The sequence below is a fragment of the Amycolatopsis thailandensis genome (assembly GCF_002234405.1).
GTDB classification, from domain to species: domain Bacteria; phylum Actinomycetota; class Actinomycetes; order Mycobacteriales; family Pseudonocardiaceae; genus Amycolatopsis; species Amycolatopsis thailandensis.
Genome location: NZ_NMQT01000129.1, coordinates 23664 through 37034, shown reverse-complemented (window position 1 = coordinate 37034; position 13371 = coordinate 23664). Strand labels below are relative to the sequence as shown.

Genomic DNA, 13371 nt, shown 5'->3' with positions numbered 1-13371 from the left:
TTCGTCAGCATGGTCTTAAGGTGCACGGCACGCTAAGTTGACTGGCGGGTAACACCGGTCACACCACTTTGCACGCGAACACGGAGGTTCCTCGTGCGCGAATACAGCGCCCCCGCCGCCAATCCGGTGACCGACGACGAGAACCTCGCGGACGTCGTCTGGGCGAACGCCGAGCGGTTCTCCGATGTCGTGAGTTTCCGCCGCCAGGTCGACGGTACCTGGTTGGACGTCACCGCCAAGGATTTCGCCGCCCAGGTTCTGGCCGTGGCCAAGGGAATGGCCGAGGCGGGCATCGCACCGGGCGACCGGATCGGGCTGATGTCCAAGACCCGCTACGAATGGACCCTGATCGACTTCGCGATCTGGGCCGCCGGCGCGGTCACCGTCCCGATCTACGACACCTCCTCGGCCGAGCAGGTCCACTGGATCCTTTCGGACTCGGCCGCGAAGGGCGTGTTCGTCGAGACCGACGAGCACCTCGCGACGCTCGAATCCGTCAAGGGACGCCTCGGCACGCTGGAGCACACCTGGCAGATCGAGGCCGCCAAGCCCGCCGTCGACGCCCTCACCACGCAGGGCGCCGAGCTGAGCGACGACGACCTGCACGAGCGCCGCCGCACCGTGAAGGCGGGCGACCTCGCCACGATCGTGTACACCTCGGGCACGACCGGCCGCCCCAAGGGCGTCGAGCTGACCCACCGGAACCTCCTCGCCGAGATCCGCGCCGACATCGCCGCGTTCCCGCAGCTGATGGAGCAGGGCAACTCGCTGCTGGTGTTCCTGCCGCTCGCGCACGTCCTCGCCCGCGCCATCGCGGTGACCGCGCTCAGCGCGCGCGTGACCCTCGGGCACACGTCGGACGTCAAGAATCTCGTCGCCGACCTCGGCACCTTCCGGCCGACGTTCGTCGTCGCCGTGCCGCGCGTGTTCGAAAAGGTCTACAACAGCGCGAAGCAGAAGGCGCACGGTGACGGCAAGGGCAAGATCTTCGACGCCGCCGAAGCCACCGCCGTCGCCTACAGCCAGGCACAGGACACCGGCGGCGCCGGGCTGGGCCTCAAGGTCAAGCACGCGCTGTTCGACAAGCTCGTGTTCAGCAAGCTGCGCGCGGCGCTGGGCGGCCGGTGCGTCGCCGCGGTGTCCGGCGGTGCCCCGCTCGGCGTACGGCTGGCGCACTTCTTCCGCGGCATCGGCGTCCCGGTGTTCGAGGGCTACGGCCTGACCGAGACGTCGGCCGCGGCCTGCGTCGGCACCCAGGACGGATTCCGCGTCGGCACCGTGGGACGGCCGGTCGCCGGCACCTCGGTCCGGATCGCCGACGACGGCGAGATCCTGCTCAAGGGCGACGTCGTGTTCGGCGGCTACTTCAACAACGCCGAGGCGACCGCCGAAGCGCTGGAGGACGGCTGGTTCCACACCGGCGACCTCGGCGAACTGGACCGCGACGGGTTCCTCAAGATCACCGGGCGCAAGAAGGAGATCATCGTCACCGCGGGCGGCAAGAACGTCGCGCCGTCCGGTCTCGAAGACACCATCAAGGCCAGCCCGCTGGTCAGCCAGGCGATGGTGGTCGGCGACCAGCGGCCGTTCATCGGCGCGCTGATCACCATCGACGAGGAGTACTTCCCGTCGTGGAAGTCGCAGCACGGCAAGGCTTCCGACGCCTCCGTGTCGGATCTGGCCGACGACGCCGAGCTGCGCGCCGAGATCCAGGAAGCCGTCGACCAGGCCAACAGCGCGGTGTCGCAGGCCGAGGCGATCAAGAAGTTCACGATCCTGTCGAAGGACTTCACCGAGGCGGGCGGGGAGATCACGCCGAGCCTGAAGCTGAAGCGCAACATCGTGAACAAGAACTACGCGAACGACATCGAAGCCCTGTACAAGAAGTAGCCCTTGGTGCGTGAAGGCCCCCTTCCCTCGGCTGAGTCGCGGGAAAGAGGCCTTCACGCGCGTTCGGGTCGGGTGAGTCGCGGCTGGGTTCGGCGGGCCGACGTTGCGAAAGCCACTTCCGCAACGTTGAAGGTTGCGAAAGTGGCTTTCGCAACATCCGCGCCGGCTCGGTGAGTGTCCACAACGGACTGAGATGTCCCGAAGGCCACCCTTGAGACATTGAGTGTCCTGAAGGGGCATTCGGGACACTCGCGTGCTTCGAGCCTGCCGTGAAGGCCTCCTTCCCTACCTTCAGGGTAGGAAAGGAGGCCTTCACGGACTTGCGACCCGTGTCAGCCGATCGTCGCGTCCCAGTCGATGTGGTGCCGGTAGAGCCAGTTCCGGTCCCGGTCGGACGTCGTCGACGACGACACGGCGGCACTGTTCGCCACCAGCTTCTCGACCCGTGTCCGCCGCAGCCGTTCGTAGGCCGCGAAAGCCGTTGGCGCGTCAGGAAGATCCCGCAGGCACTGCGCCAGCACGACACTGTCCTCCAGCGCCATCGACGCGCCCTGCCCGGCGGCGGGCGAGGCCGCGTGCGCCGCGTCGCCCACGAGCACCATCGACTCGTTGAACCACACCGGCGTCGAGGGGACGTCGTAGGAGTGACCGCCGAAGACGTCGTCCCCCGTCGACTCGATGATTTCCGCCGCGGGCAACGGTTCCCCGTCGAAGGTGACGAAGGCCGCCGTGCGCCATTCCTCCGGGGTCAGCCCGGACCGGACTCCTTCGGCGGAGGGAAGCCGCGCGAACCAGTACGTCGAGCCGTCGGGAGCGCTCGTGTAGCCGAAGAAGGCGTGCAGGCTCTGGATCATCCGGTACAGCGACGGCGCCTGCGGGACGCTCGCGTCGGTCGTGTAGCCGTAGACGACGTCGAGGCCCGTCGAGCGCGGCGGCGGGCACGACGGGTCGATGACGTTGCGGAGGACAGACCGCAGGCCGTCGGCGCCGATCAGGATGTCGCCCTCGGCGAGGGTCCCGTCCTCGAAACGGGCGACACCCGGCGACGCGGAAACCAGCCGCTTCCCGCGTTCGACGGTGATCCCGCGCGAGATCGCTTCCTCTTGCAGCGCACGGTAAAGCGCCGCGCGCGTCAAGGTGCGCGGCCCAGCGAGACCGTCCACATCGAACGACCGCCGCTCGACGGTCTTCCCGTCCGGCGTGACGAGCTCCAGCCCATCGGCGGCGAAGGAGTTCGCGATCACCGGCCCGTCGGCGCCGATCGCGCGCAGGGCGTCCATGCCGTTGTGCATGATCGTCAGGAACGCGCCCGCGTCCTCGCCGCCGGACGCGTGCGCCTCGTGCACGCTTGCCTCGATCCCGGCCCGCCGCAACGCCATCGCGGTCACCGTGCCCGAGACGCCGCCGCCGATGATCACTGCCTTCACCGCGAACCCCCTGTCGTGTCGCCGACACCCGACGGTACCGGGGAATCGGCGACACGACAGAGGGGAATCACGCGCCGCCGCTGGCGACGATGTCGCCGTTGACCCCCTTGGGGAAGAACCCGCCTTTCTTCACCGGGCCCGGGTTCAGGTAGACGACGTTGAGCACCCGATCGGCGCCGCGGCCGAAGCAGACGCCGTTGTTGTCGGTGGGCACGATGTTGGCCTGGTTGCCGAGCAGGATGCCCTGATCGTCGTCGCCGGGCCCGTCGAGCGCGTCGCGGGCGTTGGAGATCTTGGCCGCCGCGTCGCCGAGGTCCCGGTCGAACAGGGACGTCCGGATGGTGGCGGCGTGGTAGGCCTCGGCGGCCAGGATGCCGGCGGCCGCGTCCAGGAACGTCTTGTTGGTGATCAGCGGGGCCGCGCCCTTGTACGCCGTCACACCGACGTCCTCGAACAGGAACGCCGCGAGCAGGAAGTTCTTCTCATTGGCGAACGGGTCGAACTGCTGGTACTCGCTGATCAGCCCGGCCGCCTTCGCGGCGGCGGTGAAGCTGTCCTTGAGGTCGATCGCGGGCCGGGACACCGCGGCCTCGCCGAGCGCGCCGCGCAGGAACTTGACGTGCGCGACCTCGTCGCCCGCGATCTCCTTGGCGAACTGGTGCAGCGCCTTGTCGTGGAACATCACCTTCTTGCCGCCGGCCACCCCGCCCTGGGTGCCGACGCCGCCGGTGAGGTCGTCCGGCAGCCCGCGGCCGTGGACGGCGAAGGAGTAGAACTCGGCTTCGAGATACTCCAGGTTGAGCGCGAAATTGAGCACGGCCGCGTCACTGGGAGCGCCCGCGGCGGCAGCGGCCTCACCCGTCGCCGAAGCGGACGACGTGGCCTGCACCCCGAGGTACGTCGCCCCGACGACACCGAGGCCCGCCGCGCCGGCGGCCTTCAAGAACCGGCGGCGATCCGTGCGGTTCTCGGCACTGCGCGATATCAGGGTGCGAACAAAAGGCTTTCCGAACACGAGTGGTTCCTCTCGTCTTTGCGGTGCACACCCACCCACTCGGACGTTCGGAACCACTCGTGGCCCGGATTGGAGAAGATCTCGGACCTGTTTTCAGGATACGTCCACCCTGTCACGGACGATGTCACGTGATTGGACGGACGACACCCGTGATCAGACGGACGACACGCGTGTCCAGGCAGACGGCTCGGCGCGTGACCCTGGCCGTGCGCGTGTCGTCCGTCTGATCACACGTGTCGTCCGTCTGAGCACGGGTGTCGTCCCCTTGATCACGCGTGCCCGCCTGAGCGGCGCCCCCGGCGGGCCACGTTGCGAAAGCCACTTTCGCAACCTTGAAGGTTACGAAAGTGGCTTTCGCGACACGCACTCTTCGCCTGGACCTCTAACTAGTTCTTCGTCGCCGCGGCGAGGCGGACGCAGACGGCGAGACCGCGGATGGCCTCTTCGACCTCGGCCAGCTCCGGGAAGGTCGGGGCGATGCGGATGACGGCGTCGGCGGGGTCGTCGCCGTATGGGTGCGTCGCGCCGGCCGGGGTCAGGGCGATACCCGCCTCCTTGGCCAGCCGCACGACCTCCTTGGCGGTCCCGGACGGCACGGTCAGCGAGATGAAGTACCCGCCGGTCGGCTTGGTCCAGGACGCGAGGCCCGATTCGCCGAGCTCCTTGGTCAGGATCTCGTCGACGGCCGCGAACTTCGGCCCGATGAGCTCGGCGTGCTTGCGCATGTGCTCGCGGACGCCGTCCTCGTCGCGCAGGAACTGCGCGTGGCGGAGCTGGTTGACCTTGTCCGGGCCGATGGTCCGCTTGCCGATGAGGCCGGTCCACCAGGCCAGGTTGGCCTCGGACGCGCCGAAGAAGCCGACGCCGCCACCGGCGTAGGTCACCTTCGAAGTCGAGCCGAAGACGAACACGCGGTCGGCGTTGCCCGCCTCTCCCGCCAGCGCGAACAGGTCGGCCAGCGGCGCCTCGACGTCGGTGAGGTGGTGCACGGCGTAGGCGTTGTCCCAGAAGATCCGGAAGTCCGGGGCGGCCGTGGTCATCGTGGCCAGGCGGCGCACGGTGTCGTCGCTGTAGGTGACGCCGGTCGGGTTGCTGTACTTCGGCACGCACCAGATGCCCTTGACCGCGGCGTCCTCGGCGACGAGACGCTCGACGACGTCCATGTCCGGGCCGGTCTCGGTGAGGGGGACCTGGACGAGCTCGATGCCGAAGCGCTCGGCCAGCGCGAAGTGCCGGTCGTAGCCGGGCACCGGGCACAGGAACTTGACGCTCGGCTCGTCGGCCCACCGGCGTTCGGCGCCCGGAAGCTTGCTGAGGAAGGCCTGCACGATCGAGTCGTGCATGAGCTCCAGGCTGGAGTTGCCCGCGGCCAGCAGCTGCTCGGCCGGGACCTGGAGCGGTCCGGCGAAGATGCGGCGGAGCTCGGGCAGGCCCTTGAGGCCGCCGTAGTTGCGGACGTCCGTGCCGTCCTCGGCCTTGCGCACGTCTCCGGGGAGGGCGAGCAGCCCGTCGGCGAGGTCCAGCTGGCGGGGGGACGGCTTGCCGCGGGTGATGTCCAGGGAGAGGCCACGGTCGACGAGGGCCGCGTAGTCGCGGCGGGCGCTCTCGACATCGACAGGTGCAGTGGTCATGCCTAACGCTAAACCCGGCGGTGGATCGGCGTGAGACGAGGGTGGCCCTCGGCCCGCGCGCGCAAGATCGGATAACGGTTCCGGCGCGTTTTTCACCATTCGTAACGAGGCCAAATCCCCTAGTGACGCCCCCGCGTTTTCCCGCATTTTCGGTATCACGAGGAAAAGGGGAGAAAATGGAAGCGCAGAAATGGGCGGCGATCACACTGATGGCGGCGGGCGCCTTGGCCGCGTGCGCGGTACCCAATCAGGGAACGGCGACTCCGGCCGTCGCGGTGGCCGCTCCGCCGAACACGATCGTGATTCAGCCACCGGTCGCCGCGGCCCCGCCGCAGACGGTTTATGTCGCACCGCCCGCGACGCAGACCGTCTATCCCGCACCGTCGGTTCCCGTGGCGCAAACGGTGATCGCCTTCTACGACGCGCTCAACCGGCGTGATTTCCTCACCGCATGGAATCTCGGGGGTCAGCGGCTGGCGAAAGGCGGCACTTATGCCTCCTGGAGCAACGGATACGCGACGACTTCGTGGGTGGCGCTCACCGTGCGGAGCACGATCGGGAACACCGTGTACGTCGACCTCTCGGCCCGGCAGACCGATGGTTCGACGCGCGTTTTCTCCGGCTCTTACACCGTTTCCGGCGGCGCAATCACCGCGGCGAACATGAAACGCGTCTCCTGACCGGAAATTCAGAGCGCGGTCAGTTGCGAGATCTTCCACCGGCCGTCGACGCGCCGCGCGGTGACCGAGAGCTGGGAAACCGTCGACTGCGGGACGCCTCCCCCGGCCGCGATCGTCTGCTGGTCGAGGAACAACAGCACCTCGGCCTGGTCGCCGCGCAGGGACCGGACGCCGAGCGAGCGGACCGTCGTCGTGCGTACCAGCTTCTGCTCTTCGGCCCGTTTCCGCGCCGAGGCGAACTGGTCCCGGTACTGCCCGGTCGCCTCGCCGGTCAGCACGTCGGCCGCGGCCCGCTCGGTCCGTGCCAGGTTGCTGTAGTCGTAGGAGAAGACGGCTTTCACCCCGGCGCCGACCTGGTCGGCGACCTCGGCCGTGGCTGCCTGGTCCACGAGCGCCGCGTTGCCGTCCGAGCCCAGCGAGGACGCCTGGAGGCCGAACCACACCGCGCAGCCGGTGGCCAGGACGATGATCGCGATCAGCAGCCGCGGGGTGCGCGCGGTCACGAGCCCGCCGCCTGTACCGCGCTGACCTTCCAGCCGTCCTCGACGCGCTGGTAGTCGACGGTCAGCCTGCTCACCTTGGGCGCGGCCGATCCGCCGCCGGTGCTGACCTGCACGTCCAGCACCGCCATGAGCCTCGCCGTGCCGGCGGTGGCGTCGAGTTCGGTGACCGCGGCCTGCTTGAGCTTGGCGGTGGCGACGGTCTTGCTCGTGTTCGCCCGGTCGATCTGGATCTGCCGGTCGCCGGTGAGGTCCTTGCCGAGCCGTCCGGTGGTGACGCCGAGCCAGCGGTCGACGTCCTGGGCCCCGCTGCGGTAGTCGATCGTGTTGAGCACTTCGAGCTGACCGGACGCGGCGGTGAGGACGGCCTCGCGTTCCCGGCCTCTGGCCAGGCCGTCGTCCCGGGCGGCGCTCCACCACGACCAGCCGGACCAGGCGGCCGCGAGAACCGCCAGCACGGCGACGACGGTGAGGGCGCGAGTGAGCACTACTTGCCGCCCAGCAACGCGCCCAGACCGCCCGGCGCGGATCCGGTGAGCAGGTTCAGCACTCCCGGCAACTGGGCCGATTCCGCGGCCTGCGGGGTCTGCTTCGGCTTCTCCGGGACCGCGGGCGGCTTCCCGGCGTACGGGGCGTTCTGCGAGCCTCGCACGCCTGTGGGGCTTCCCGGCGGCTCGGCGCAGTAGGCCTGGGTGTTCACCGGCGCTTCGGTGGTGTCGTTGGCGGGACGCTGTTTGGTGCCCTCGTAGCCCTTCGTGCACGAGACCGGGTCGAAGAAGTTGAACACGACGCCGAGATGGCCCGTGCCGTCCGGCGACGTCGACCGCGAGAACGCCGAGATGATCGGGTACGCGACGAGGAGTTCCTCGATCGCGTCGGTGCGGGCGGAGGTGATCTGCGCGGTGGTGAGCGTGTTCGCGAACAGCACCCCGAGATCCGTCCCCGAAACCGCGAGGACGTCGCTGATCTGGCGGCTCAGCTTGGGCGCCTCGTCGATCACCCGACGCAGATCCGGGTCGGACGTCTTCAGCTGCGCGGCGATCGTCTTGAGCCCGCTGGAGAACTGGGTGATGTTGTCCGCTTGGCGCCGCTGGGTGTCCAGCACCGTCCGCGAGTTCGCCAGCAGGCCCTGGGTGTCGGGCAGGTACTGGGTCGCGGTCGCGGTGAGCGAACCGGTACTGTCCAGCAGCTGCCGCAGATCCGGGCCGGCGTTCGCGAACGCCTCGTAGGTCTCGTCGACGACGGTCTTCAGCGATTCCGGCTTCACGCTCGACACCAATTTGTCCAAATTGGACAGCACGGTGTCCGGCGCGAGCGGGATCGACGTCTTGTCCCGTTTGATGACGGAACCTTCGGCCAGGTACGGACCGTTTTCGTGCATGGGCAGCAGATCGACGTACTGCTCGCCCACCGCCGACCGGTTCGCGACCGCGGCCTTGGTGTCCGCGGGGATCTTCGGCGCGCCCGAATCGATGTCGAGACCGAGGTCGACGCCGTGCTCGGTGAGCGTCATCGACGCGACCTTGCCGACCGCGACCCCGCGGTAGGAGACCTCGGCGTTGACGAAGATCCCGCCCGAGTCCACGAGCTGCGCGGTGACGAGGTAGCCGCGGGTGCCGAAGAGCCGGTCCAGCCCGGCGTACTTGCCGCCCGCGTAGACGACCGAAACCACCGCGATGACGAGGAACACCGCCATCTGGATCCTGGTCTTGCGCGTGATCACCGGCCACCTCCCAGGATCGGCCCGAGGATCCCGCCGAGCACGCCGCCCAGGACGTCCCCTTGAGGCGTCTGGGCCTGCGGCGCCTGCGGGAGATCGCCGGGCAGCGGCAGCACCGGCGGCGCGGCGCCGCCAGAGAACGGGATCGCGCCGGGTGTGCCGGTGCCCTGAGAACCCGGCAGCTGGATGATCGGCTGCGACGAGTTGTTCATGTTCTCCAGGAACGTGTCCAGGTTCAGGTCGATCTTGGCTTCGACGTTCGCGTAGTCGCCCTTGATCACGTTGCCCGCGTAGTCCGGGAACGGGTACGTGAGCAGGATCCGCAACGCGGTCGGCAGGTCCTGTCCCGCCTCGGTCAGCTTCTTGAGCGTCGGCTGCAACGCGCGGAGGTTGGCCACCAGTGAGTCCTTGCTGGCGTTGATCGTCTCGGTCGCGACCCCGGACAGCGTGTTCAGCGACTGGAGCATGCCGACGAGCTGATCACGTTGCTCGGTCACGACCTTGAGCCCCGGCGAGAGGTTGTCGAGCGCGTTCGTGAGGTTCTGTGTCTGGCCGACCAGGGTCTTGGACAGCTTGTCGACGCCGTCGATGGCGCGCAGGATCTCGCCCTTGTGCCCGTCGAGTTCGGTCGCCAGCTTGTCCACCTGGGACAGCAGCCCGCGGACCTCGGCCTCGTTGCCGGTGAGCGCTTCGTTCAATTCGTGGCTGATCTTCTGGATCTGCTCGACCCCGCCGCCGTTGAGCAGCAGGGAAAGTGCGCCAAGGACCTCTTCGACCTCGGGGTTGCGGTTCGTGCGGTCCAGCGGGATCTTCGCGCCCTCGGCGAGCGCTCCCTGCGGCTTTTCGGGAGCGTGCAGGTCGACGAACTTCTCCCCCAGCAGGCTCGACTGCCGCAGTTCGGCCCGCGCGTTCGCGGGCAGCGCGATGTCGCCGTTGACGACCATGTTCACCCACGCCGAACGCGTGTCCGGCGCCAGGTCGATGTTCTCGACCCGGCCGACCGGGACGTCGTTGACCTTCACACTCGCCTGCGGCACGAGGTCGAGGACGTCGGAGAACTGCGCGGAAATCCGGTACGGGTGATCGCCCAGATCGGCGCCGCCCGGCAAGGGAGTGTTGTACAGCCCCGAGAAACCGCCGTCACTGCAGCCGGCGAGCACCAGGACGCCCGCCATCACTCCCGCGATCTTCTGCCGTTGCCGCCTCATTTCGGGAGTCCCTTGGCCATGACGTCGATCAGCGGGAGCGGCAGCGGCGGCAATTCGCCACTCTGCAAAGAAGCGAGCACCTGCGGGATCGACGGGAGTTTCAGCGTGCCGTCGAGGACCGGCGCGAGCTGCTTGCAGATGTTGCCCAGCGCGTCCGGGATCGGCTTCGGCGTGCTCGCGCTGATCAGGCGGCACACGGTCAGGATCGGCGGATGTGTGAGCTCGTTCAGGTTGTCCCGCACCGCGATCGTGCCGGACGCCGCGTCGTAGGAGTTGATGAAATTGGTCGCCCCGGTCGGCGCGATGTCGATCACCTCGGCGAGCGAGGCCCGCTGGTCCACGAGCACCTTCGTCAACCCCGCCAGCTTGTCTACATTGGACGAGAGCAGGTCCTTGTTCTCCGCGACGAACTTCTCGACGTCGCCCATCGCCGTCGCCAGCGAGTTCAGCGCGGCGCCCACGTCTTCGGAGTCCGCGGCGAGGAACCCGCTCACGTCCGCCGCCCGGCGGTAGAACTCGTTGAGCTGCTTGTCGCTTTCGGCCAGCGCGCCGGTGAAGGAGTTCAGGTTCTGGATCGTGGTGAACAAGTCCCCCTTGGAGCTGTCCAGGGTCTTGGCCAGTTCGGACAGCCGGGTCACCGTGGTGTTGAGGTTCTTCCCGTTGCCGTCGAGGTTCGCCGCCGCGGTGTCGAGCACGTCGGACAACGCGCCGTTCTTGTTGGCACCGTTGGGTCCCAGGCTGGTCGAGAGCTTGTCGAGGCTCGTGTAGAGGTCGTCGAGTTCGGCCGGTGTGGCCGTCTTCTCCTTGGCGATCACCGTGTCCGTGGCCATTTCCGGACCGCTCTCGTAGGCCGGGGTCAGCTGGACGTACCGGTCGCTCACCAGGCTCGGCGCGACGACGACGGCGCCCGCGTCGGCAGGAATCGGGGTGCCGTCGTCGATCCGCATGTCGACCCGGACCGCCTCGCCCTGCGGCGTGACCCCGGTGATCTCGCCGACCTTCACCCCGAGCACCCGGACCGACGATCCCGCGTAGAGCCCGACGGTCTTCCCGAAGTAGGCGCTGATCCGCGTCCCGCCGGGTTCTTTGAACACCAGCCACAGGCCGGCCGTCGCGATCAGCACGAGGACGCAGGCGAACGCGACCCAGGTGTAGACCGTGCGGGGTTTGCCGCTCATCGTCCGCCCACCCCCTGGTTCGGCGCCGCGATCGGCGGGGTGCAGCCCTCCGGGTTGACCTGGAAGGCGCCCGCGATGATCGTCGGCGGCAGCAGCCCGCACAGGTAGCCCTCGAACCAGCGCCCGTTCCCGGTCGCGTTGGCGCCGACGCGGGCGAACGGCGCCATCAGCGCGAGGCTGCGGTCGAGGTTGTCCTGGTTGCGCTGCAGGATGTCGGTGACCTTCCCGAGTTTTTCCAGCGTCGGCTTCATCTGCTGCCGGTTGTCGGCGACGAGCCCGGACAGCTGCGCGGAGACCTGTTGCGTGCCCTTGAGCAACGTGCTGATCGCGTCCTTCCGGTTCTGCAGTTCGGCGAGCAGGAGATTGCCGTCGTCGAGGATCCGTTTCAGCTGGGCGTTGCGGTCGGACAGTGTCTTGGACACCTTGCTCGTGTTGGCCAGCAACGTCTTCAGGTCACCGTCACGGGAGGAGACCGTCTTGGACAAGGAAGAAAGACCGCCCAACGCGTCCTTCAGGTACTGAGGACTGTCCTTGAGAGCGTCGGAGAGGACGGTGAAACTCTTCGCCAGCTGCGCGGTGTCGATGTCGCCGACCGTGCCCGAAAGCTGCTGGAACGCGTCCTGGAGCTCGAACGGTGTCCGCGTGCGGTCGAGCCCGATCGTGGTGTTCGGATCCTGGCTCCCCTCGCCTTTCGGGGTCAGCGCGAGGAACTTCTCACCGAGCAGCGTCTTGATCTCGATCGACGCGGCGGTGGCGTCGCCGACCCTGACGTCCTTCACCCGGAACTTCACCAGCACCTTCTTGCCCGCCAATTCGACCGAGCTGACCTGGCCGACCTTGACCCCGGCGACCTGGACCTCGTTGTCCGGCGCCAGCCCGGCCGATTCGCCGAAGTACGCGGAGTACGTCGTCCCGCTGCCGAACAGCGGGATCCGGTCGGAGAAGTACGTCGTCGCCGTGACCAGCACGATCAGGATGAGCGCCACTCCGCCGACCACGGCCTGGTTGCGTTCCTTGAGTGGCTTCACGGCCCGCACCTCTCCGGTCGCTGCGTGCCGGGCAGCGGCGTGATCGGCAGTTCGATGTTGAGCGACTTGATGCCGATGCTGCCGGAGATCCCGCACAGGTAGTAGTTGAACCAGCTGCCGTAGCTCAGCGTCCTGGTGAACTTCTGCAGGTTGCCCGGCAGTACCTGCAGCAGATGGTCGATCAGCTGCTCCGAATCGCCGAGGTTCTGCGACAGCGCGCCGAGTTGCGCGACGTCGTCCTTGATGGCGGGCCGGGCGTCGGCGAGGAGTCCGGTGGTGGTGACGGTGAGGTCGCCCAGCGCCTTGACCGCGTCCCCGATCGGCTGCCGCTGCTCGGACAGCCCCGTGACCAGCCGCTGCGTCTGGTCGATCAGCTCGCCGAGTTGTGGCGAACGCTTCTCGACCGTGCCGAGCACGGTGTTGAGGTTCGCGATGACGTCACCGATGATCTTGTCCTTGCCCGCGATGGCCGAGGTGACCGACGCGGTGTGCGCGAGCAGGCTGGTGATCGTGCCGCCCTCGCCCTGGAAGACCTGGATGATCTCGTAGGAGAGCTTGTTGACGTCCTCGGGGTTCAGCGCGCGGAAGAGCGGTTTGAACCCGTTGAAGAGGACGGTCAGGTTCAGGGCCGGTTTGGTGCGTTCGGGCGGGATGATCCCGCCGCGCGGCAACGACTTCTCGTCCCCGATGTCCGTGCCGAGCGAGAGGTACCGCTGCCCGACCAGGTTGCGGTACTTGATGGTCGCGGTCACCGACGCCGGCAGCCGGTGACTGGTCTGGACGTCGAAGTGGACCTGGGCGAAGTTCTTCTCGCCCTCCTCGACCTCGATCTCGCCGACCTGCCCGACCTTCACGCCGACGATGCGGACGTCGTCGCCCTCCTTGAGCCCGGACGCGTCGGTGAACTTGGCCGTGTAGCCCGAGGTCTCGCCGAAGTTGGTGTTCGCGATGGTGGCGCCGAGGATCGCGGTGAGCAGCACGGTGACCACGGTGAAGACGAGGATCTTGATCAGATCCGGAACGAAGGACCTCATCGGACCGCCCTCCCGCCGGCTGCGGCCCGGGGGCTGAAGGACGCTTTCCCCTCATCAGAC

At 68.1% G+C, this 13371-nt stretch carries 12 protein-coding genes; 2 read left to right on the top strand and 10 right to left on the bottom strand.

Annotated elements, in window-relative coordinates; translation table 11 throughout:
- Positions 1 to 93 precede the first annotated feature (93 nt).
- Positions 94 to 1890 carry an AMP-dependent synthetase/ligase gene (locus tag CFP71_RS33840; protein ID WP_093938015.1) on the top strand — a complete coding sequence of 599 codons (1797 nt, stop codon included), beginning with the start codon at positions 94 to 96 and terminating at the stop codon, positions 1888 to 1890.
- Positions 1891 to 2222: 332 nt separating this feature from the next.
- On the opposite strand, the gene CFP71_RS33835 is transcribed toward CFP71_RS33840, so the two are convergent.
- The 3 genes from CFP71_RS33835 to CFP71_RS33820 all read right to left on the bottom strand — a co-directional run bounded on the left by CFP71_RS33835 (position 2223) and on the right by CFP71_RS33820 (position 5963).
- The gene (locus CFP71_RS33835) at positions 2223 to 3317 is read right to left on the bottom strand and encodes an FAD-dependent oxidoreductase (RefSeq protein WP_093938014.1); all 1095 of its coding nucleotides are present in this window, start codon (positions 3315 to 3317) and stop codon (positions 2223 to 2225) included.
- 67 nt (positions 3318 to 3384) lie between these two features.
- On the bottom strand, positions 3385 to 4332 hold the full coding sequence (locus CFP71_RS33830) for a ferritin-like domain-containing protein (protein WP_093938013.1): 948 nt from the start codon (positions 4330 to 4332) through the stop codon (positions 3385 to 3387).
- Positions 4333 to 4718: 386 nt separating this feature from the next.
- Entirely contained in the window at positions 4719 to 5963 is a 1245-nt protein-coding gene (locus tag CFP71_RS33820) for an aspartate aminotransferase type Ic (protein WP_093938011.1), read from the bottom strand.
- A 176-nt stretch (positions 5964 to 6139) separates the two neighbouring features.
- On the opposite strand from CFP71_RS33820, the gene CFP71_RS33815 reads away from it, so the two are divergent.
- Entirely contained in the window at positions 6140 to 6643 is a 504-nt protein-coding gene (locus CFP71_RS33815; RefSeq protein WP_093938010.1) for a hypothetical protein, read from the top strand.
- 8 nt (positions 6644 to 6651) lie between these two features.
- Here the strand turns inward: CFP71_RS33815 and CFP71_RS33810 are convergent, their stop codons facing one another.
- From CFP71_RS33810 to CFP71_RS33780, 7 genes are read right to left on the bottom strand one after another with little or no spacing between them, the layout of a single operon-like run.
- Positions 6652 to 7146, bottom strand: a complete 495-nt coding sequence (locus CFP71_RS33810; protein WP_093938009.1) for a hypothetical protein — start codon at positions 7144 to 7146, stop codon at positions 6652 to 6654.
- The gene (locus tag CFP71_RS33805) at positions 7143 to 7631 is read right to left on the bottom strand and encodes a hypothetical protein (RefSeq protein WP_093938008.1); all 489 of its coding nucleotides are present in this window, start codon (positions 7629 to 7631) and stop codon (positions 7143 to 7145) included. The genes CFP71_RS33810 and CFP71_RS33805 overlap by 4 nt, the downstream gene beginning before the upstream one ends.
- Positions 7631 to 8866: an MCE family protein gene (locus CFP71_RS33800; RefSeq protein WP_208636090.1), complete on the bottom strand. Its 1236-nt coding sequence runs from the start codon at positions 8864 to 8866 to the stop codon at positions 7631 to 7633. The genes CFP71_RS33805 and CFP71_RS33800 overlap by 1 nt, the downstream gene beginning before the upstream one ends.
- Positions 8863 to 10071, bottom strand: coding sequence for an MCE family protein (locus CFP71_RS33795; protein WP_093938007.1), 1209 nt, complete (start codon positions 10069 to 10071; stop codon positions 8863 to 8865). The genes CFP71_RS33800 and CFP71_RS33795 overlap by 4 nt, the downstream gene beginning before the upstream one ends.
- Positions 10068 to 11249: an MCE family protein gene (locus CFP71_RS33790; RefSeq protein WP_093938006.1), complete on the bottom strand. Its 1182-nt coding sequence runs from the start codon at positions 11247 to 11249 to the stop codon at positions 10068 to 10070. Before CFP71_RS33790 ends, CFP71_RS33795 begins: the two co-directional genes overlap by 4 nt.
- Complete coding sequence (locus tag CFP71_RS33785) at positions 11246 to 12277, bottom strand: MCE family protein (protein ID WP_167406369.1); 1032 nt, start codon at positions 12275 to 12277, stop codon at positions 11246 to 11248. Before CFP71_RS33785 ends, CFP71_RS33790 begins: the two co-directional genes overlap by 4 nt.
- On the bottom strand, positions 12274 to 13311 hold the full coding sequence (locus CFP71_RS33780) for an MCE family protein (RefSeq protein WP_093938004.1): 1038 nt from the start codon (positions 13309 to 13311) through the stop codon (positions 12274 to 12276). The genes CFP71_RS33785 and CFP71_RS33780 overlap by 4 nt, the downstream gene beginning before the upstream one ends.
- Positions 13312 to 13371 lie beyond the last annotated feature (60 nt).

Excerpts from the sequence above, each read along its gene's own strand:
- CFP71_RS33780 (WP_093938004.1), bottom strand. The coding sequence starts at position 13,311 with ATGAGGTCCTTCGTTCCGGATCTGATCAAGATCCTCGTCTTCACCGTG.
- CFP71_RS33815 (WP_093938010.1), top strand. The coding sequence starts at position 6,140 with ATGGAAGCGCAGAAATGGGCGGCGATCACACTGATGGCGGCGGGCGCC.
- CFP71_RS33795 (WP_093938007.1), bottom strand. The coding sequence starts at position 10,071 with ATGAGGCGGCAACGGCAGAAGATCGCGGGAGTGATGGCGGGCGTCCTG.
- CFP71_RS33790 (WP_093938006.1), bottom strand. The coding sequence starts at position 11,249 with ATGAGCGGCAAACCCCGCACGGTCTACACCTGGGTCGCGTTCGCCTGC.
- CFP71_RS33820 (WP_093938011.1), bottom strand. The coding sequence starts at position 5,963 with ATGACCACTGCACCTGTCGATGTCGAGAGCGCCCGCCGCGACTACGCG.